Here is an 18,825-nt window from a genome sequence, read left to right on the forward strand (position 1 = left end):
GTCCACAATCGCCGTGAGATCGGGCCGTCCGTGCAGATCGCGAGGCATTCCGGTGCAGGGGAACGCACGGAAAGCCCTCTCCGGAGAGGACTTCCCGTGCGTCGCGGTGATCAGGCGCAGGAGGCGCCGTTCAGCGTCGCCGATCGGAAAGGCGGTGCGCTGCCGGTGTAGTTCGCGTTGTAGCCGATCGTCGTGGTCGCCCCCGTGCCGAGGGTGCCGTTCCACGCCGCGCTGCCGACTTCGACGATGTCGCCGGTGTCGGTCCAGTTTCCGTTCCAGCCTTGGCTGACCGTCACGCCCGGTGCGGAGAAAGTGAGCGTCCAATGGTCGATCGGCGCTCCGCGGTTTTCGATGACGATTTCGCCGGTGTAGCCGGTCGACCAGGTGCTGACCACCCGGTGCGTGACGGCGCAGCCGCCGGACGGCTGCGGGGTCGTGCTGGTCGGGGGAGTGCTGCCGGTGGGCGTCGTCGGGGTCGTGGTCGGGGTCGTGGTCGGCACGGGACCCGCCGCGACGGCGAGGTCGTAGGCCCGCTGCGGCACGAACTGGCCGGCCGTCGCGATGCAGCCGTCCGCCTCGCCCGGCGGTTTGACCCACAGGAACGCGTCGATCTGGCTGTCGCCGGTCTGGTTCGTGCTCGGCGTGCCGATCGCGCGCCCGCCGGGGTCGCACCACTCGCTGCCCTGCGGCCCGTTGCCGTTGCGGCTCGTGTCCACCACGGCCTTCAGCCGCGAGTCGCCGAGCTGGCCGAGGATCGCCTTGTCGTAGGCCACCTCGTCGGCGGTCGCGCGGTAGTTGGACACGTTGGTGGAGATGCCGTCGGCGCTGTTCGAGACGTCGGCGGCCCGCAGCCGCGTCGCGGCGTCGCCGGCGGACAGCCAGGCGGAGTGGCCGATGTCGAAGTACACCTTCGCCTGGGCGGAACCGGCCTTCAGCTTCTTGCCCGCGTACGCCATCGACGCCGTGGTCTGGCGCTGCTGGTCGCTGTTCTGGCAGTTCGTCATCTGCGGGAGCACGTCGGGTTCGAGCACGATGGCCGCGGGCCGGCCCGCCAGCCCGGCCGCCACCTGGTCGATCCACGCCCGGTAGGCGTCGTGGGACGGCGCGCCGCCGCCGCTGGCGCCGCCGCAGTCGCGGTTCGGGATGTCGTAGACGACCATGATCGGGATCTTGCCCGCGGCGGCCGCGGCCCCGGTGTAGGCGTCCACCTCGCCCCGCACCGTGGAGGTGTTCGTGGTGGTGAACCACCTCGCCTGCGGCACCGCGGCGACGCGGTCGCGGATGACCGCGGCGCGTGAGTCGCCGGAGTTCGCCGCGACCCACCTGGCCGCGTTGGTACCCGGGTCGGTGTAGTACGCCGACCCGGCGGCCCGCGCGCCCGCCAACGTGGTCGTGGCGACGACACCGCTCACGGCCAACGCGGCGAGCGCACCGGCTGCCACTGTCCTGCTTCGCATGCACCTTCTCCTTCGAGCGACGGGGTGGCGTCGGGGCGAGGACGGCCGCGCCGGCGAACGTGCCGGGCACGCAGCACCGTCTCCGCTCCGGCATCGCCGGACCGAAAAGGCTGGGAGCGCTCCCAATTCGCTTGGACTGTAGCCGGGGATGCCGGATGGGGAAAGGGGGCGAAGGGGTTCTCGCCCGAATTCGCGGAAGCGCCCTTCGAAAGTTTCGGCGACGATTGCCAAGGGGTGCGAGTGCCGGTTACCGTCGCCTGGGAGCGCTCTCAGTCCGGTTCATCCGTAAGTCGACGACGACGAGGAGATGGCGTATGCGGGCGAGAAAGCTGAGAGCCGGACCGGTGCTGCTGGTCGTGGTGGCCCTCGGACTGGCCGGAGCCGCCGCACCGGCGTCCGCCGCGGACTACGAGCGGCTGCTCAACGGCAGCTTCTCCAGCGGCACCTCCGACCCGTGGTGGGCCGGGTCGGGCACGAGCGGCCGCGTGACCGGTGGCGAGTTCTGCACCGACGTCCCCGGCGGCACGGCCAACGGCTACGACGCGCTGTCCGGCCAGAACGGGGTGCCGTTCGAGGCGGGCCAGCAGTACACCCTGACCTTCGACGCGCACGCGACGACCACCCAGCAGATCTCCGCCGTCGCCGGGGAAGCCGTGTCACCCTACCGGCAGATCTCCCGGACCGACCTGACCGTCACCCCGTCCACGCAGCACTTCACGGTCACGTTCACGTCCACAGTGGACTTCCCGGCGGCGGGCAACGGCCAGCTGGCGTTCTGGTTCGGCGGCCAGGCCGCCGCCAACACCGTGTGCCTGGACAACATCTCGCTGATCGGCGGCGTCCTCCCGCCCGGCGGCCTGCCGCCGACGAGCGGCATCCGGGTGAACCAGGAGAGCTACGCGCCCGGGCTGCCCAAGCGGGCCACGCTGATCAGCGACTCGGCCACCGCGCAGACCTGGACGTTGAAGAATTCCGCCGGCACCGCGGTGGCCACCGGCCGGACGACGCCACGGGGCGCGGACGCGGCCTCCGGGGAAAACGTGCACGAAATCGACTTCTCCGCCTACGACACCGTGGGGACCGGGTACACGCTGAGCGTCGGGACCGAGACGAGCTTCCCGTTCGGCATCTCCGCCGCCGGGCTGCAGCGGCTGCGCTCCGACTCACTGGCGTTCTTCTACCACCAGCGCAGCGGTATCGCGATCGACGCCGCGTACGTCGGCGCCGCCTACGCGCGTCCGGCCGGGCACGTGAACGTCGCGCCGAACCAGGGTGACGACAACGTCCCCTGCCGGGCGGACCTGGACTGCGGCTACACCCTCGACGTGCGCGGCGGCTGGTACGACGCGGGTGACCACGGCAAGTACGTCGTCAACGGCGGGATCGCGGCGTGGGAGCTGCTCGACGAGTACGAGCGGGCACTGCGGCTGGGCGACGCGAGCGCGCTGGGCGACGGCACGCTGGCCATCCCGGAACGGGCCAACGGCGTGCCGGACATCCTCGACGAAGCGCGGTGGGAGGTCGACTTCCTGCTCGCCATGCAGGTGCCGGACGGCGCACCGCACGCGGGCATGGTGCACCACAAGATCCACGACGCGCAGTGGACGTCCCTGCCCACCCGGCCGGACCAGGACAGCCAGCCGCGCCGGCTGTCGCCGCCGAGCACCGCGGCGACGTTGAACATGGCAGCGGTCGCCGCGCAGGCGTCCCGGCTGTGGCGGACCACCGACCCGGCGTACTCGGCGAAGCTGCTGGCCGCGGCGCGGAAGGCGTACGCCGCGGCCAAGGCGAACCCGGCCGCGCTCGCCGATCCGAACGACGGCACCGGCGGTGGCACCTACAGCGACAACACCGTCACCGACGAGTTCTACTGGGCCGCCGCGGAGCTGTTCACGACCACGGGCGAGAGCGCGTACCGGGCCGACGTCACCGGCTCTCCGCTCTACCGCGGGAAGAGCTTCACCACGCACGGCTTCGACTGGGCCTCGACGGGTGCGCTCGGGGACATCACGCTCGCGGTGGTGCCGACCGACCTGCCGGCCGCGGACGTCGCGGCGATCAGGACGGCGATCACGACGACCGCCGACAGCCACCTGGCCCAGATGGCCGAGATGGGCTACCCGGCGCCCTACCGGACGGCCGACGGCTCGTACGAATGGGGGTCCAACGGCCTGGTGGCCAACAACGGCGTCGTGCTCGCCCTGGCCTACGACCTCACCCGGCAGGCCAGGTACCGCGACGGCGCGTTCGCGGCGATGGACTACCTGCTCGGCCGCAACCCGGCGAACTACTCCTACGTGTCCGGCCACGGCGACCAGCCGGTGCGCAACGTGCACCACCGGTTCTGGGCGCACCAGCTGGACGCGTCGCTGCCGTCCGCGCCGCCCGGCGCGCTGTCCGGCGGCCCCAACAGCGGCCTGCAGGACCCGACCGCGGCCCGGCTGCTCACCGGGTGCGCACCGCAGCGCTGCTTCGTCGACGACATCCAGGCGTACTCGGTGAACGAGGTCGCGATCAACTGGAACGCGGCGCTGGCCTGGCTGGCCGGCTGGACCGCCGAGAAGTCGGCGTCCACCGTGGACACGACCCCGCCGTCCGCGCCCGGCACTCCCGCGGTGTCCGCCGTGTCGGACAGCGGCGCCACGGTGACCTGGACGGCGGCCGCGGATCCGGAAAGCGGCGTCCGGGGCTACGACGTGGTCCGGGTGGCCGGTTCGGTCCGCACGGTGCTGACCACGGTCACCGGGACGACGGCGACCTTGACGGGCCTGTCCCCGTCGACGGCGTACACGGTGGTCGTGGTGGCGCGCAACGGCGCGGGCACGACGAGCCCGGATTCGCCCGCCGCGTCGTTCACGACCCGGCCGGCGGGCGGCTGCGCGGTGACGTACGCGGCGAACACGTGGAACGGCGGCTTCACCGCGACGGTCACCGTGAAGAACACCGGCACCACGGCGTGGAACGGCTGGAAACTGGGCTTCACGTTCCCCGGCACCCAGAAGGTGACGCAGGGCTGGTCGGCGACGTGGGCGCAGTCCGGGGCGGAGGTGACCGCCACGGCGCTGTCCTGGAACGCTTCGGTCGCCCCGGGGCAGTCGGTCGCGATCGGCTTCAACGGCAGCTACACGGGAACCAACCCGAACCCGCCGGCCTTCGCGGTCGACGGGAGGACGTGCGGCTGACGGGAACCGGCGCGAACCGACGGCGGTCTGGCCGCCGCCGGTTCGCGCCGACCCGGCGCACCTCACGGAATACGGGCGTCGCCGACGATGCGGTGCAGTGCGGCGACGTGTCCGCGGTAGGCGGACCGGCCGGTTTCGCTGAGGTGGAGCCAGACCCGCTGCCGGGTGTCGCGCACCGCGCGCCGCTGCGTGACGTAGCCGGCCTCGGCCAGCGCCGCGATGTGCTTGCTGAGCGCGGACTTGCTGATGTCCAGCAGGGTCAGCAACGCGCCGAACTCGATCTCGCGGACGGGCTCCAGTGCCGCGCAGACCCGCAACCGGACCGGCGCGTGGATCAGGTGGTCGAACCCGTCCTCGGCCGCGGTGCCCGGCTCGGTCTCCCGCGACCGGGTCACCGGCGGCCGGCTCGGGCGGTGAGGGTGAGCCCGACGCCGGTGAACAGCCCGAACACCAGGACCGCGGCCACGATCGGCGACCAGGGCGACCACCAGTCCAGCCGCTGCGCGACCGCGTCCGCGAGGATCACCACGGCCGCCGGCCCGTACAGCGCGAGCACTTCACGCGCGGTCATCGCGCTGCGGACCCAGCCCTCGCAGACACCGCGTTGCCGGCCGGCGATGTGCGCCATCTTCACCAGGCCGAGCGTGACGACCGCCGCGACCGCCAGGCCCCACCAGCCGGGCAGCAGAACGGCCGCGGTCCCCGCGCTCAGACCGGCTCCGGTCACCAGCCAGTACCAGGCCGGATAGCCGCTCCACGCCACGCGTGCCCGGCTGCTCCGCACCTGCGCCAGCGCTGCCGACGCGTCCGGAACGCTGATGGATCCGTTGGTTTCCATGTCGGCAACTGTAGAGTTTCCAAGATGGAAACGCAAGGCTCGGCGGGACGATGAGGTGACTCCCGGCTACTCGAACACCCCGTAGCCCGCGACGGCGTGGGCGCGGACGCCGTCCATGTCGAGCTCCACGCCGATGCCGGGGGTATCGGGCAGCGTGATGTAGCCGTCCTTGACGATCGAGCCGCTGCCGTCGGGGGCGTGGACGTAGCTGTCCCACACCTCGCGCTCCTCGAGGGCGTGCCATTCCTGGACGAGGAAGTTGGGGATCGCGCCGCACTGGTGCGACGTGGCCATCGTGCCCAGCGGCGTCGACACCAGGTGCGGGGCGAACGGGATGTAGTGCAGCTCCGCGAGGTTGGCGATCTTCTTGGCCTCGGCGAGGCCGCCGCACTTCGGCACGTCCGGCTCGATGACGTCCACGGCGCCGCGTTCGAGCAGCTCGCGGAAACCCCAGCGCAGGTAAAGGTTTTCTCCCGCGCAGATCGGCGTGCGGGTCTGCTCGCGCACCCGCACGAGCGCGTCCACGTTCTCCGCCGGCAGCGGCTCCTCGAGCCACATCAGGCGGAACGGCTCGAGCTCCCACGAGATCCGGCACGCGCTCGGCACGTCGTAGCGGGCGTGGAGGTCGATGGCCAGGTCGACGTCCGGGCCGATCGCCTCCCGGACCGCGGCCACGCGCTCGACCATCGAACGCAGCTCGGCGGCGTTGATCGTGTGGTTGAAGGCGTCGAACTTGGCCGGGTGGCGCAGGTCGTCGATGTCGAACTTGATCGCGGTGAAGCCTTCGGCGACCATCCGCTGGGCCCGGTCGACGCACCCGGCGATCGAGCCCGCGGGGTCGTCGCCGTCGCCGCAGTCGGCGTAGAGGCGGATCCGGTCGCGGAACTTGCCGCCGAGCATCCGGTACACCGGCTGGCCCGCGGCCTTGCCGGCGAGGTCCCACAGCGCCAGCTCGATCCCGGACAGGGCGATCACGAACACCCCGCTCTGCGCGCCCGCGAAAACCTTGCTGCGGCGCAGTTTTTCCCAGCAGCGCTCGACGTTGCGCGGGTCCTCGCCGATCAGCAGGGGCGTCAGCGACTCGATCATCCCGACGACGGCACCCGCGCCGGCATCGGGATTGGCCTCGCCGAACCCGCTGAGGCCTTCGTCGGTGTCGATCCGGACCAGCGTGGCCTGACCGTGGTAGGCCACCACCGCCGTCGTGACGTTCACGATCCGCATTGCTCTCCCGCCGCAGGGTAGTGCCGAGAAAGGACTGTCGCGATGTCGAACTTGTCCGATAAGCTGATGACATGCCAAGGAGACAAGAGTCTCCGGACGCTGTCAAGGTCCGGACTCTTCCGGTGCAGGTGGCGGCCCACCTGACCCGGCGCATCGTCAAGGGCGAAATCGAGGACGGCCGGGCGCCGTCGGAACTCGAGATCTCGACTGAGTTCGGAGTTTCCCGCGTCGTGGCGCGGGAGACGCTCAAGATCCTCGCCTCGCTCGACATCGTCGACGTCGCCCAGGGCCGCCGGGTCGTCGTGCGCCCCCGCGCGGAGTGGGACTACTTGAACCCGTTGCTGATCGAGTGGCTGCCCACGGAGATCGTCGACGAGCTGTTGCAGGAACTGCACCAGATGCGCGCACTGCTCGAACCCGAACTGGCCGCCATGGCCGCCGCCAGCATCACCGACGAGACGCTGGCCCGGCTCGGGGACGAGATCGTCCGCATGGCGGCGCTCGAGGCGGATCCCGAGGCCTACCTCGAAGTCGACCACGAATTCCACATGGAGATCTGCCGGGCGGCCGACAACCGCATCCTCGACCGGATCATGTACTCCGCACGCTGGCTGGGCACGGCCAGCCGGCGCCTCACCAACGAGGCGCCGGCCGGGCTGCACCGCGCCACCGCCCAGCACACGGAGATCTACGAGGCGCTCGTGGCGCGCGACCCCTCGGCCGCCCGCGCGGCGATGCGCGAGCACCTGAGCAACAACTACTCCACGCTCCTCGCGGAGAAGGAGCAGCGAAGCAAGCGGGCCGCCAAGCGGCGTTAGCACCCCCTGCACGACCGAGTTCCGGAACCGATGACGAGGACGGACGAGGCATGGCAGCATCCGCGATCCCGCCTATCCGGCTGGGGCTGATCGGCACCGGGCTCGCGGTGGAAAAGCTGCACTGGCCGGCGTTGCGCACGCTCGCCGACCGGTTCACGGTCACCGCGTTCACCGACTCCGCCGACGAGCAGAGCACAAGGTTCGCCGCCTACAGCGGGACCGATCCGGCACTGGCCGTCGCCGACCGGACCGCGCTGCTGGCCCGCGACGACGTGGACGCCGTGCTGATCTCGGTGCCGATCCCGCACCTGTACGAAGTGGCGCGAGACGCGCTCACGGCCGGCAAGCAGGTGCTCTGCGAGAAGCCGGCCGGGGGCGACGCGGAACAGGCCGCCGACTTCCTCGCCCTGGCGGCCGGGCACCCGGACCGCACGTTCATGGTGGGCGAGAACTACTTCTACCGCGACGACCTGCGCTACGCCCGCGCGTTGCTCGACGACGGCGCGATCGGCCGCCCGCACCTGATGGCGTGGCGGCACGCCGGGCGGTCGGTGCCCCGCGAGGGCAGTTTCACCGGAACGCCGTGGCGGCAGCGGCCGCAGTACCGCGGTGGCGTGCACCTCGACTTCGGCGTGCACCACATCGCCCAGATCCGGTTGCTCTGCGGCGACATCGCGCGGGTGCACGGTGCCGTGCAGGCGGCCAACAGCACGATCGACGCACCGTCGGACCTCACGCTCACCCTCGTCTTCACCGGAGGCGCCATCGGCAACTACACCGCGTCCTTCCCCGAAATCCCGGTGCCGCCCGAACCCAACGACATGCGGCTGTACGGCACCGAGGGCGTGCTCGTGCTCGCCGGATCCGAGTCGGAGCGCCGCGTGACGCGCAGCAGCCCCGACGCCACCACCCACACGACGGTCTTCCGCGGCAGCGACAACGGCTACCGCGCGGAGCTCCTCGACTTCGCCGACGCCGTGCAGTTCGGCGTGCGGCCGGTCGGCAGCGTCGCGCAGAGCGTGGCCAACGCGATGGTCGTCCAGCGGGCGTTCGACTCCGCCGAACAGGCGGCCGCACTGACGCTCGACCCCGTGCCCGGCGCGGGCCCGGTACCGCTGTGGCACCCCCGCGGCTCGACCGGGCTGTTCGACGGGCTGCCAGGACAACGCATCAGCAGTTCGGCGTCCTTCGCCGCTTGAAAGACCCGCAGCCGGGCGCTCGCCTCGCTGTCCCGCCGGTTGCACCGTCGCCCCGTCGGTACGCGTCCGCTCGATCGGACGCGAAAGGAGTGGTCATGGAAGAGAAAACGGACCTGTCGAGACGTACTTTCCTCGGGATGGGCGCGGGGGTGGGCGCGCTGGGCGTGCTCGGTCTCGCCGGCTGCGGGGGCGGCCCCGCACCCGCGCCGCAGGTCGACGTCCAGGTACCCCAGGCGCTGCTGGATCAGGCGGCCGCGTTGCGCGGCGGGTCGGTGGGAATGCTTTCGCAGAAGCTGTACTCGGAAGCGGCCAACAAGGCGCTGGACAAGTCGCTGCAGGCGTTCGCGCAGGCCACCGGCACCACGGTCCGCAACGACCTGGTCTCCGGCGACGCCGGGGACATGGTCGCGAAGATGGACGCCGAAGTGAAGGCGGGCACGAACCGCGACCTGGCTTTCGTCAGCGACCGGCGGTTCGTCGGCCAGCTCCACAACCTCGGCGCGCTCACCGACGTCACCGACGTGGTCACCGACATGAAAGCGCTTTACGGCGAGCCCGCGACCGAGGCCAACGACTACTGCGTGTTCGACGGGCGCTGGTTCGCGATCCCGTACCACTTCATCGCGTCCGGGATGTACCTGCGCAAGGACTGGTACGCGGAGAAGGGCATCCCGCTCAAGCCGTACTACACGTGGGAAGAGCTGCGCGACAACGCGCTGGCGGTCTCCGACCCGGCGAAGCGGCGCTTCGGCTGGGGGCTCACGGTGAACCGCTCCGGCGACGCCAACGGCTTCATCCAGAACGTCATCAACGTCTACGGCGGGGCGATCGCGGACAACACCGGCACGAAGGTGGTGTTCAACTCGCCGGAGACCGTCGCCGCCGTCACGTTCATCGGCGACATCTACACGAACCCGAAGTACAAGCCGATGCTCCCACCCGGTATCGGGAGCTGGACCGACTCGAGCAACAACGAGAACTGGCTGGCCGGGATCCTGGGGCTCACGCTCAACCAGTTCAGCGTCTACGCCGACTCGAAGACCAAGAAGAACCCGGTCTACGGCAACACGCACGTGTTCAACGGAGCCACCGGACCGGCGCTCGACGTGCCGCTCGCGTACGGCGAGTCCAACTCCTTCGTCGTGTTCAAGGGAGCGAAGAACCCCGACCTGGCCAAAGTGGTGGCGAAGTTCATGGCCGGCGGGACCGCGCTGCTCGGGGTCGCGAAGGAAGCACCGTGCCTGGTCAACCCCTCGTGGAGCAAGGTGTGGGACTCGGATCCGTACTACACCGGCGGTGACCCGGCCTTCGCCGCGCTGCGGGAGCAGACCCGTGCCCAGCTCCCGGTGAAGACCAAGACCGGCTACGCGTTCCCCCAGACCCCGAGCCCCGGAGAGCAGGCCGCCATCGCCGCCTACCTGCTGACCGACATGATGCAGTCGGTCATCCAGGGCACCAAGCCGGCCGACGCCGTCGCCGCGACCCACGGCCGGATCGTCCAGATCTTCGAGCAGCAGGGCTATCGGCAATGACCGTCGTGCGTCCGAAGAGGACACTGCCGGCGCCGGCCCGTCCGGCGTCGCGCACGTCGTCCTCGCTCACGCCGACGCAGCGGCGGCTCGGCCGCGACTGGCGCCTCGCCGCGGTGTTCATCGGGCCGACGCTGGTGCTGGTCGCCGGCCTGATCCTGGTCCCGATCGTCAGCTCGATCTTCACCAGCGCCACGGAGCGCCACGGCGCCGAGACGGTCTTCGTCGGGCTGGACAACTACACCGCCCTCATCGGCGACGGCCTGTTCCACCGGGGCGTGCTCAACTCGTTCGTCTTCACCGCGTACGCCGAGATCTTCAAGGTGGCCTTCGGTCTCATCGCGGCGTTGATGCTGCACCACATGCGGCGCGGCAAGGCGATCGTCGCCGGGCTGATCCTGCTGCCGTGGGTGATCCCGACGGTCGTCACGGCATTCACCTGGCGGTCGCTGCTCGACCCGATCTTCGGCAGCGTCAACGTCCTGCTCACCGAGTCCGGGATCGGACCCGGCCTCGCCGCGATCGGGCTCGTCGACAAGTGGCCCGCGGAGTGGCTGTCCGATCCCGCGCTCGCGATGCCCGCGGTCATCCTGGTCAACGTCTGGAAGGGCATCCCGTTCTTCACGGTGACGTTCCTCGCCGGGCTCAAGGCCATCGACAGCGGTCTGCACGAGGCGGCGATGGTGGACGGCGCCTCGCCGTGGCAGCGCTTCGTGCACATCACGCTGCCGGGGCTGCGCCCGGTCATGATCGTGACGGTGCTGCTGTCGTCGATCTGGACGTTCAACAACTTCGACCTGATCTGGCTGATGACCCAGGGCGGGCCGGGAGACGCCACCGCCCCGTACGTGATGGTGGCCTACTCGAAGGCCATCCAGCAGCTGCAACTGGGCGCGGGCGCCGCGGTCACGCTGGTGATGCTGCCGGTCATCGCGATCCTCGTGGTGATCCTCGTGCGGCTGATGCGCCGGGACGACCGGCCGGGCGCGGCGGATCTCGGACGGGGCAGGTCGCTGTCGCCCGGCCAGCGCCGGGCACTGCCGTGGGCGATCGTCGTCGTCTCGGTGCTCGTGCTGGCCTGGGCGTCGCCGCACATCATCTGGAAGGCCGCGCTGGTGCTGGCCGTGTTCGTGGTGCTCGCGGCCGCGGTCGGACGGGTTGTCTCCGCGCTCGCCATCCGGGGCAACCGGCTGGCCGCGCGCCTGGTCGGCGGCACCGGCAGCGGGATCGCGCTGCTGGGCCTGCTGGGCTTCGTGCTCGCCCCGCTCTACTGGATGACGATCACGGCCTTCAAGTCCGACGACCAGATCGTCGCGCGCACCGACGACCTCTGGCCGACCCCGTGGAGCACCGAGCAGTTCACCAACCTGTTCACGGGGGCGTTCGGCACCTGGTACATGAACACGATCCTGGTGTCGGTGGCGTCCACCGCGATCGCGCTGGTCTGCGCGGCCCTGGCCGGGTATGCGCTGGCCCGGCTGAAGTTCCGGGGTTCGGAGAGCTTCACGGTGACGATCCTGCTCACCTACGTGATGCCGGGCGCGCTGCTGTTCATCCCGCTCTACCAGCTGGTGAGCGGGATCGGGCTCAACGACTCGTTGTGGTCGCTCGTGCTCGCGTACCCGACGTTCACCCTGCCGTTCGCGACGTGGCTGCTCGTCGGCTACTTCAAGTCGATCCCGGCCGACCTCGAGGAGGCGGCGCTGGTCGACGGCTGCACGCGGTTCGGGGCGTTCCTGCGGATCGTGTTGCCACTGGCCAAACCGGGCTTGCTCGCGGTCGCGCTCTTCACGCTCACCAACGCGTGGAACGAGTTCCTGTTCGCGTTCGTGTTCATCACCAAGGACGACTACAAGACACTGCCCGTCGGCATGCAGTCGATGATCTTCGGTGACGTCGTGCCGCAGGGGCAGCTGGCCGCGGCCTCGCTGCTGGTCAGCATCCCGGTCGTGCTCATGTACGGGTTCGGGCAACGGTTCCTGACCGAGGGCCTCACCGCGGGAGCGGTGAAGGGATGAGCGAGATCACGGAGGAGCACGTCGCGACCGCGTCCCGCCCGAGCGACCTGCGCATCACCGACCTGCGCGTGGCCAACCTGGCCGGGGTGCCGTTCCGCTCGTCGATCATCCGGATCGACACCAACCAGGGGCTCGTCGGCTACGGGGAGGTGCGCGACGGGGCCGCCGCCACCTACGCGCTCATGCTCAAGAGCAGGCTCGTCGGGGAGAACCCCTGCAACATCGACAAGATCTTCCGCAAGATCAAGCAGTTCGGGTTCCACGGCCGCCAGGGCGGCGGGGTCTCCGGCGTCGAGATGGCGCTGACGGACCTCGCCGGCAAGGCGTACGGAGTGCCCGCGTACGCGCTGATCGGGGGCCGCTTCCGGGACGAGATCCGCTGCTACGCGGACACGCCGTCGCTGACGGACCCGCACGCGATGGGCGCCCGGCTGCTGGAGCGCAAGCTGCGCGGGTTCACGATGCTGAAGATGGACGTGGGCATCGACCTGCTGTGGGACGTGCCGGGAGCGCTGATCGCGCCGCCGGGTGCCCGCGAGGACGTCACGACGATGCACCCGTTCACCGGCATCCAGGTCACGGCTCTCGGTGTCGAGCACTTGGTGTCCTATGTGGACATAGTCAGGTCCGTGGTCGGCTACGACGTCGCGCTCGCCGCCGACCACTTCGGCCACATCGCGCTCGACTCGGGCATCCGGATCGGCCGCGCGCTGGAACCGTTCACGTTGGCGTGGATCGAGGACCTGATCCCGTGGCAGCTGACCGGCCAGTGGCGTCAGCTCACCGAGGCCGTCGCCGTCCCGACGTGCACGGGGGAGGACATCTACCTGCTCGACGGCTTCCGGCCGCTGCTGGACACCGGCGCCATCCGCGTCGTGCACCCCGACCCGGCGACGGCGGGCGGGATCGCGGAGACCAAGCGGCTCGGCGACTACGCGCAGGAGCGCGGGATTCCGATGGCGCTGCACCTGGCGGCGTCGCCGATCGCGACGATGGCGTGCGTGCACCTGGCCGCCGCCACGGAGAACTTCCTCGCCCTCGAACACCACGCGGCCGAGGTGGAGTTCTGGAGCGACCTCGTCACCGGCCTGCCCCGCCCCTTGATCCAGGACGGCCACATCACGGTGCCGGAGACGCCGGGACTCGGATTCGGGGATCTCGACGAAGAGCTGCTGAGCCGTCACCTCGACCCGCGTGACCCGGTGTTCTTCGCCGAGACGAAGCACTGGGACGCCGAGTCGAGCCACGATCGGCTGTGGAGCTAGGCCGCGTCGTACACTCGCGGTGAAGGTGAAGCGTGAGGGGGCAGGGTGTTCGGTCGGAAGAAGAAGCGCACCGGTCTGAACGACCTGGACGACCTGATGGCGCGGCTCAGGCCCGACCTGAGCCGGGAATCGCTCGGCGTCGGGCCCGGCTTCCCGGGCGTCGCCCCGAACCCGCTCCTGAGCGGTGACGCACGGAAGCGCGACGCGGAACTGCGTACGGGGGAGCTCGCGCTCGGCGTTCTCGTCGACTGGCGGGAAGTCAACAGCAATCCACGCGTGGTCCTGATGTTCGACGTGGAGACCGCCGACGGCAGCTCGTTCCGCGGTATCGCGGACGAGGACCTCACGATCACCGAGCTCACCCGGCTCGCCCCGGGACAGACGTTGCCCGTGCGCTACCGGCCGGCCGTCATGGACCACTACGTCGCCCTGGCCCGGGACGTGGACCCCGCCCGGGTGCGGCAGCTCTCCGACGAGATCGCGAGCCGCGAGAAACCCAGTGGTCGTTGAGGTAGTAGTGCCGGCTCGGGTGCTGGTAGTCCGGACCGAGGAAGACCGTGACGCCGATGCTCAGGTGTTCGCAAAGGAAAACTCGGAGTGATTCCGGTTCTCGGATTCACTGCGCGGATCAACCCCAGTTGCCGAGAGCGCCGGAATCGTCACCTCTGCCAACCCAGCCGAGGGCCTGGCGAAGTCCGGTTTGGACTGCCGGCGCGTGGTCGTGAGTGAGAAACAGGGTTAGAACACTGTTTCCCACTCACGACCGTCCGGGACTCGAGAGCCGGGGCCTAGGCGCGACCCTGCTCGGCGCGCCAGCGCTCGTACTCGGGGCGGGCCTCGTCCGACAGCGGGTAGTACCGGCGCAGGTCGCCGCCCTCGGAGAGGCGGATGCGGGAGAACTCCTCCCATTCCGCGTGTTCCTGGGCGTGGGCCACCAGCGCGGGGGCGAGCTTGACCGGTACGACGACCGCCCCGTCGTCGTCGGCGACGACGATGTCGCCCGGCTCGACGAGCGTGCCACCGCACGCCACCGGGACGTTGACGGCGGCCGGGACGATGCCGGTCTGGGCGTGGAAGTTCGGTGTGGCGCCCCGGATCCACAACCCGAGGCCGAGCTGCTTGGCCTCGCCGGTGTCGCGCAGGCACCCGTCGATCACCACGCCGGCGCCGCCGCGGCCCTTGAAGTAGGTCAGCATCATCTCGCCGAACACACCGCTTTCCAGGTCGCCGCGCGCGTCGACGACGATCATGTCGCCGGGCTGGGCGTGGTACATGACGTGCCGGTGCAGCTGCTTCTCCGGTTCCTCGTACTCGTCGACGGGGTAGAGGTCTTCCCGTTTCGGCAGGAACTGCAGCGTCAGTGCCGGTCCGGCGACGCGCACGCCGGGGGTCACCGAGACCGGGCCGCGGATGAACGCGCTGCGGATGCCCATGCGGCTGAGCTCGCCGCTGGCGGTCGCGCTGCCGATGGCCGCGAGGGCCGCGCTGAGCTCGGCAGGCGGGCGAACGATGTCGTGCGTCTCGACCACGTCGTAGCTCCTCGGTTTCGCGCTGACGTAACGATCGGAGAGGGGCGATGAGATCTTGATCCCCAGCGTAGTCCGGCGAACCCGGGTTCGCAGGCACCGGCGCTCCCGGATCCGGCCGTAAGGGATCGGTAACCGCGCGCCGGGCCCGGCTGGGCGATTCGTCCGGTTGAATGAGCTGTCGGCCGACCGGGTGAAGGAGAACCGAGATGAACCGAACACGCCGCCTGCTCACCCGGCCGTGGGTGGCCGGTGTCCTGGTGGCCGGGCTGGTGGCGGTCGCCGCGGGCCTGTACTGGTTCCAGCCGTGGCAGCTCTGGGTGGACGAGACGGTGCAGGAGGCCCTGCCGGTCGCCGCGACGGCACCCGCACCGTCCGCTCCGACGTCGCAGCCTGCGGCGTCGCCACCCGCACCACCGGCGGCGCCGGCCGAGCTCGCGACCGGGACGCTGATCAGCCACGAGCATCGGACCACCGGCACCGTCCGGGTCCTGCGCGCGGCCGACGGTTCACTCGTGCTGCGCTTGGAGAACCTCGTGACCAGCAGCGGCCCGGACGTGCACGTCTGGCTCACCGACGCGCCGGTCAAGACCGGCCAGGACGGCTGGGGCGTGTTCGACGACGGCAAGCACCTCGACGCGGGCAAGCTCAAGGGCAACAAGGGAAACCAGAACTACGCGCTGCCCGCGGGCACCGACCTGACCGGTTACACCAGCGTGAGCATCTGGTGCGACCGCTTCGACGTGTCCTTCGGCGCGGCGGAACTGGCCGGCCCGCGCAGCTGAAACGGCCACGGCGGTCAGCGCCCGCGGTCGAGCCGGTACTCCGCGTTCACCAGCTCGAGGAGCTCGGCCACGGTGGTGTCCTTGGAGCGCCGGTCGAAGGTGATTTCGCCGTGCTGCAGGAGGTTCACCCGGTCGCAGACGTCGATCACCTGCCCGTAGTTGTGGGCGATGAGGATGATCGCGATGTCGCCGCGCTGCTTCAGCTCCCGCAGCAGGCGCAGGATCACCGCGCTCTCCTTGGCGCCCATCGCGGCGAGCGGCTCGTCGAGCAGCAGCAGCTTCGCCTCCGAATACACCGACCGGGCCACCGCGATCGCCTGCCGCTGGCCACCGGACAGCATGCCCACCTCGGCCGTCACCGACGGGATGTCGATGCCGATCGAGTCCAGCGCCTCGCGCGCGCGGCGCTTCATCTCGCGGCGCCGCAGGAACGGCAGCGGGCGGTGGGTCAGCTCGCGGTTGAGGTGCAGATTCAGGTACACGGGCAGGTCGTCGACCATCGCCAGGTCCTGGAACACCGTCTCGATCCCCAGGGACCTCGCGTGCACCACGGACTTCAGCGTCGTCGGCTCGCCCTCGAACACGATGCGGCCGCCGTCCGGCTGGTGGTAGCCGGTGAGGATCTTGATCAGCGTCGACTTGCCGGCGCCGTTGTCCCCGATGAGCCCGAGGATCTCGCCGCGCCGCACGCGCAGGGTGATGTCGGCGAGCGCGGTGACCGGACCGAACTTCTTGCTGACGCCCTCGATCCGGATGACCTCGGCGCCGGGTTCTCCGGTCATGTCCGCTCCCGGGATCCGACGCGCTTGCGCACCACGATCAGCGTCACGTTCAGCACCATCGCGCCCAGGATGGCGGCGCCCAGCACCACGTTGAACGCGTTCGCGCTGACCCCGGTCAGGTTGAACCCGTCGAACACGATACCCAGCAGCAGCGCGCCGAGGAACGCCCCGACCACCGTGCCGGACCCGCCGAGCAGCGCCGTGCCGCCGATCACGGCCGACGCGACCGCGAAGAACATCGTCGTGAACCCGCCGTTGGTCGGGTCGTAGGAGCCGACCCGGGTGCCCTGCAGGAGGCCGGCGAGCCCGGCCAGGGTGCTGGTGATCGCGAAGTTGACCACCTTCACCCGGTTGACCGGGATGCCGGACTCCGCGGCGCCGACCGGGTTCCCGCCGGTGGCCTGGGTGTGGATGCCGAACCGGGTCGCCGACAGCACGACCTGCATGACGACGACCACGCCGAGCGCCCACAGGAACTCGCTCCAGCGCGCCCCGCCGAACACCTCGAGCACGCCGCTGTCCTTCGGCGTGCCGACCGGACGGGCGTTCGAGATGATCAGCACCAGGCCCTGCAACAGGAACGCCATGCCCAGCGTGGTGATGAACGACGGGATCCCCAGCACGGTCCGGATCAGCCCGTTCGCCACGCCGATCAGCGTGCTCACCACGATCGCGCCGAGCAGCGCGAGCCACAGCGGCCACCCGTTGACGAAGAACTGCATCATCGTGAACGGGGCGAGGGTGAACACGAAGCCGGCCGACAGGTCGATCTCCCCGCAGATCAGCAGCATCACCTGCCCCGCGGCGATGATCGACCACGGCGCGACGTACTGGGCGATCGTCTGGTAGTTGTCCAGGGAGTTGAACGCCCCGCTCGTCACCGTGAAGTAGATCCCCGCGGCGATCGTGACCAGCAGGATGCTGAGCTCCTTGACCTGCATCACGCCGAGCAGCAGCGGCTTCGACGACATCACCGGCGCCTACCGGCTCAGCACCGACGGCGGTGGCAGCGGGATCGAACCCGGCATCGCGAGCACGTCCTTGTTGTCGCCACCCTCGAACCGGCTGTGGGCCGACGCGTACGGCCCGACGTTCTCCTTGGTGACGAACGTGAGACCGGTGTCGGTGACCGGTGGCGCGACCAGCGTCCCGGACAGCCGGAACAGGTACAGGTAGAGCACGGACAGGAAGCCCTGCAGGTAGGGGGACTGGTCGATGGTGAAGTCGAGCGCGCCGTCCTTGACCCCGGTGACCGTGTCGTCGAGCAGGTCGAACCCGCCGCTGCCGATCTTGCCCGACAGCTTGCGGTCGGCGACCAGCTTCGCGCACGCGGCGGTGCTGCCGGCGTCGACCGCGTAGATCCCTTTCACCGCCGTGTTCCCGGTGTAGGCGGCGGTCATCGCGTTGAGCTCGCCCGCCTGCTCGGCTCCGGTGTTCACCGACTGGACGCGCACGCCGGGCGCGGCCTGCTTCAGCGCGTCGGTGATGCCGTCGAGCCGCGGCTGGACGTTGTTCCCGCCCGGCTGGGCGATGCCGACCAGGATGTCGCCGGAAGTCACCTTCTGTGCGATGCGCTGTCCCATCCGGAACCCGGACAGGTAGAGGTCCTGGCCGACGTAGGTGAGCGGGTAGTTGCCGGCCGCGCTCGCGTTGTAGGCGAGGACGGGGATTCCCGCGCCCAGCGCGCGTTTGGTGAGGTCGACGAACGCGTTGTCGTCGGTCAAGGCGACGGCGATCCCGTCGGCCTTGCCGGTGATCGCGGTCTCCATGGCGCTCGCCATCTGGGCGACGTTGCCGTTTTCCGACCCGGTCCACTGGGGCTCGGGCACGCCGAGCAACGCCGCGGCGTCGGCGAGCCCGGACCGCGTCGGGACGAAGAAGGAGTTCGTGGTTACGTGGTTGACGAAGACGAACCGCCACCCCGGCGTGCTCGGGAACGGCCCGGACTTGCCCCCGTTCTGCGCCTCCTGGACGCCGGTGCACGCCGCCAGCACCGCGCTCGCGGCGGCCGTACCGCCCGCCAAGCCCAGGTACTTCAACGCGGTTCTTCGGGGAGTGGCGCCTGGTTGAGCAGTCATCGTGACCCCGCATTCGTCTCAGCGGACCGGAGCGGACTGCCGTAAACCGTAGCAGACGTATGATGTCTCGACCAGTTTTTCGCAATTTCTCCGATAGTTGTGGACATCGGGCCGGTCGAGGCGT

Annotated in this window: 16 protein-coding genes; 8 read left to right on the forward strand and 8 right to left on the reverse strand. The window is 70.2% G+C overall.

The genetic code is table 11. From position 1 onward, the window contains the following. Nucleotides 1-110: 110 nt before the first annotated feature. Nucleotides 111-1,442, reverse strand: coding sequence for a glycoside hydrolase family 6 protein (locus AA23TX_RS12580; protein ID WP_155544413.1), 1,332 nt, complete (start codon nucleotides 1,440-1,442; stop codon nucleotides 111-113). 329 nt (nucleotides 1,443-1,771) lie between these two features. Here AA23TX_RS12580 and AA23TX_RS12585 point away from each other — a divergent pair, with 329 nt between their 5' ends. Then, nucleotides 1,772-4,639, forward strand: a complete 2,868-nt coding sequence (locus AA23TX_RS12585) for a glycoside hydrolase family 9 protein (protein ID WP_230862453.1) — start codon at nucleotides 1,772-1,774, stop codon at nucleotides 4,637-4,639. A 62-nt stretch (nucleotides 4,640-4,701) separates the two neighbouring features. On the opposite strand, the gene AA23TX_RS12590 is transcribed toward AA23TX_RS12585, so the two are convergent. From AA23TX_RS12590 to AA23TX_RS12600, 3 genes are all read right to left on the reverse strand, one after another. Beyond that, entirely contained in the window at nucleotides 4,702-5,034 is a 333-nt protein-coding gene (locus AA23TX_RS12590) for a transcriptional regulator (protein ID WP_155542708.1), read from the reverse strand. Then, the gene (locus tag AA23TX_RS12595; RefSeq protein WP_155542709.1) at nucleotides 5,031-5,477 is read right to left on the reverse strand and encodes a hypothetical protein; all 447 of its coding nucleotides are present in this window, start codon (nucleotides 5,475-5,477) and stop codon (nucleotides 5,031-5,033) included. Before AA23TX_RS12595 ends, AA23TX_RS12590 begins: the two co-directional genes overlap by 4 nt. A gap of 66 nt (nucleotides 5,478-5,543) precedes the next feature. Further along, nucleotides 5,544-6,701, reverse strand: coding sequence for a mandelate racemase/muconate lactonizing enzyme family protein (locus AA23TX_RS12600; RefSeq protein ID WP_155542710.1), 1,158 nt, complete (start codon nucleotides 6,699-6,701; stop codon nucleotides 5,544-5,546). Between the two features lie 71 nt (nucleotides 6,702-6,772). Here AA23TX_RS12600 and AA23TX_RS12605 point away from each other — a divergent pair, with 71 nt between their 5' ends. The 6 genes from AA23TX_RS12605 to AA23TX_RS12630 all read left to right on the forward strand — a co-directional run bounded on the left by AA23TX_RS12605 (nucleotide 6,773) and on the right by AA23TX_RS12630 (nucleotide 14,040). Then, nucleotides 6,773-7,519, forward strand: a complete 747-nt coding sequence (locus AA23TX_RS12605; protein ID WP_230862454.1) for a FadR/GntR family transcriptional regulator — start codon at nucleotides 6,773-6,775, stop codon at nucleotides 7,517-7,519. Nucleotides 7,520-7,569: 50 nt separating this feature from the next. Then, nucleotides 7,570-8,718, forward strand: coding sequence for a Gfo/Idh/MocA family protein (locus tag AA23TX_RS12610; protein ID WP_155542711.1), 1,149 nt, complete (start codon nucleotides 7,570-7,572; stop codon nucleotides 8,716-8,718). Nucleotides 8,719-8,813: 95 nt separating this feature from the next. After that, nucleotides 8,814-10,250, forward strand: a complete 1,437-nt coding sequence (locus tag AA23TX_RS12615) for an extracellular solute-binding protein (RefSeq protein ID WP_155542712.1) — start codon at nucleotides 8,814-8,816, stop codon at nucleotides 10,248-10,250. Further along, nucleotides 10,247-12,265 (forward strand): ABC transporter permease, encoded by a 2,019-nt coding sequence (locus AA23TX_RS12620; protein ID WP_155542713.1) that lies wholly within the window; start codon nucleotides 10,247-10,249, stop codon nucleotides 12,263-12,265. The genes AA23TX_RS12615 and AA23TX_RS12620 overlap by 4 nt, the downstream gene beginning before the upstream one ends. Next, on the forward strand, nucleotides 12,262-13,530 hold the full coding sequence (locus AA23TX_RS12625; RefSeq protein ID WP_155542714.1) for a mandelate racemase/muconate lactonizing enzyme family protein: 1,269 nt from the start codon (nucleotides 12,262-12,264) through the stop codon (nucleotides 13,528-13,530). The genes AA23TX_RS12620 and AA23TX_RS12625 overlap by 4 nt, the downstream gene beginning before the upstream one ends. A gap of 45 nt (nucleotides 13,531-13,575) precedes the next feature. Further along, nucleotides 13,576-14,040: a hypothetical protein gene (locus AA23TX_RS12630; protein WP_230862455.1), complete on the forward strand. Its 465-nt coding sequence runs from the start codon at nucleotides 13,576-13,578 to the stop codon at nucleotides 14,038-14,040. Between the two features lie 278 nt (nucleotides 14,041-14,318). Here AA23TX_RS12630 and AA23TX_RS12635 read toward each other — a convergent pair whose 3' ends face one another. Further along, the gene (locus AA23TX_RS12635) at nucleotides 14,319-15,059 is read right to left on the reverse strand and encodes a ribonuclease activity regulator RraA (RefSeq protein WP_155542715.1); all 741 of its coding nucleotides are present in this window, start codon (nucleotides 15,057-15,059) and stop codon (nucleotides 14,319-14,321) included. A 206-nt stretch (nucleotides 15,060-15,265) separates the two neighbouring features. On the opposite strand from AA23TX_RS12635, the gene AA23TX_RS12640 reads away from it, so the two are divergent. Continuing rightward, nucleotides 15,266-15,841, forward strand: a complete 576-nt coding sequence (locus tag AA23TX_RS12640; protein ID WP_155542716.1) for a DM13 domain-containing protein — start codon at nucleotides 15,266-15,268, stop codon at nucleotides 15,839-15,841. Between the two features lie 14 nt (nucleotides 15,842-15,855). Here AA23TX_RS12640 and AA23TX_RS12645 read toward each other — a convergent pair whose 3' ends face one another. From AA23TX_RS12645 to AA23TX_RS12655, 3 genes are read right to left on the reverse strand one after another with little or no spacing between them, the layout of a single operon-like run. Continuing rightward, on the reverse strand, nucleotides 15,856-16,623 hold the full coding sequence (locus AA23TX_RS12645) for an ATP-binding cassette domain-containing protein (RefSeq protein WP_155542717.1): 768 nt from the start codon (nucleotides 16,621-16,623) through the stop codon (nucleotides 15,856-15,858). Next, a complete protein-coding gene (locus AA23TX_RS12650) occupies nucleotides 16,620-17,594 on the reverse strand; it encodes an ABC transporter permease (protein ID WP_155542718.1) in 975 nt (324 codons plus the stop codon). Before AA23TX_RS12650 ends, AA23TX_RS12645 begins: the two co-directional genes overlap by 4 nt. Nucleotides 17,595-17,603: 9 nt before the next feature. After that, nucleotides 17,604-18,701: a sugar ABC transporter substrate-binding protein gene (locus AA23TX_RS12655; RefSeq protein ID WP_155542719.1), complete on the reverse strand. Its 1,098-nt coding sequence runs from the start codon at nucleotides 18,699-18,701 to the stop codon at nucleotides 17,604-17,606. Between the last annotated feature and the right edge of the window lie 124 nt (nucleotides 18,702-18,825).

This window comes from Amycolatopsis camponoti (genome assembly GCF_902497555.1).
GTDB classification, from domain to species: Bacteria; Actinomycetota; Actinomycetes; order Mycobacteriales; family Pseudonocardiaceae; genus Amycolatopsis; species Amycolatopsis camponoti.

Coding starts and splice junctions, on each gene's coding strand:
- AA23TX_RS12615 (WP_155542712.1), top strand. CDS start 8,814: ATGGAAGAGAAAACGGACCTGTCGAGACGTACTTTCCTCGGGATGGGC.
- AA23TX_RS12605 (WP_230862454.1), top strand. CDS start 6,773: ATGCCAAGGAGACAAGAGTCTCCGGACGCTGTCAAGGTCCGGACTCTT.
- AA23TX_RS12600 (WP_155542710.1), bottom strand. CDS start 6,701: ATGCGGATCGTGAACGTCACGACGGCGGTGGTGGCCTACCACGGTCAG.
- AA23TX_RS12655 (WP_155542719.1), bottom strand. CDS start 18,701: ATGACTGCTCAACCAGGCGCCACTCCCCGAAGAACCGCGTTGAAGTAC.
- AA23TX_RS12610 (WP_155542711.1), top strand. CDS start 7,570: ATGGCAGCATCCGCGATCCCGCCTATCCGGCTGGGGCTGATCGGCACC.
- AA23TX_RS12595 (WP_155542709.1), bottom strand. CDS start 5,477: ATGGAAACCAACGGATCCATCAGCGTTCCGGACGCGTCGGCAGCGCTG.
- AA23TX_RS12640 (WP_155542716.1), top strand. CDS start 15,266: ATGAACCGAACACGCCGCCTGCTCACCCGGCCGTGGGTGGCCGGTGTC.
- AA23TX_RS12625 (WP_155542714.1), top strand. CDS start 12,262: ATGAGCGAGATCACGGAGGAGCACGTCGCGACCGCGTCCCGCCCGAGC.
- AA23TX_RS12645 (WP_155542717.1), bottom strand. CDS start 16,623: ATGACCGGAGAACCCGGCGCCGAGGTCATCCGGATCGAGGGCGTCAGC.
- AA23TX_RS12620 (WP_155542713.1), top strand. CDS start 10,247: ATGACCGTCGTGCGTCCGAAGAGGACACTGCCGGCGCCGGCCCGTCCG.
- AA23TX_RS12650 (WP_155542718.1), bottom strand. CDS start 17,594: ATGTCGTCGAAGCCGCTGCTGCTCGGCGTGATGCAGGTCAAGGAGCTC.
- AA23TX_RS12585 (WP_230862453.1), top strand. CDS start 1,772: ATGCGGGCGAGAAAGCTGAGAGCCGGACCGGTGCTGCTGGTCGTGGTG.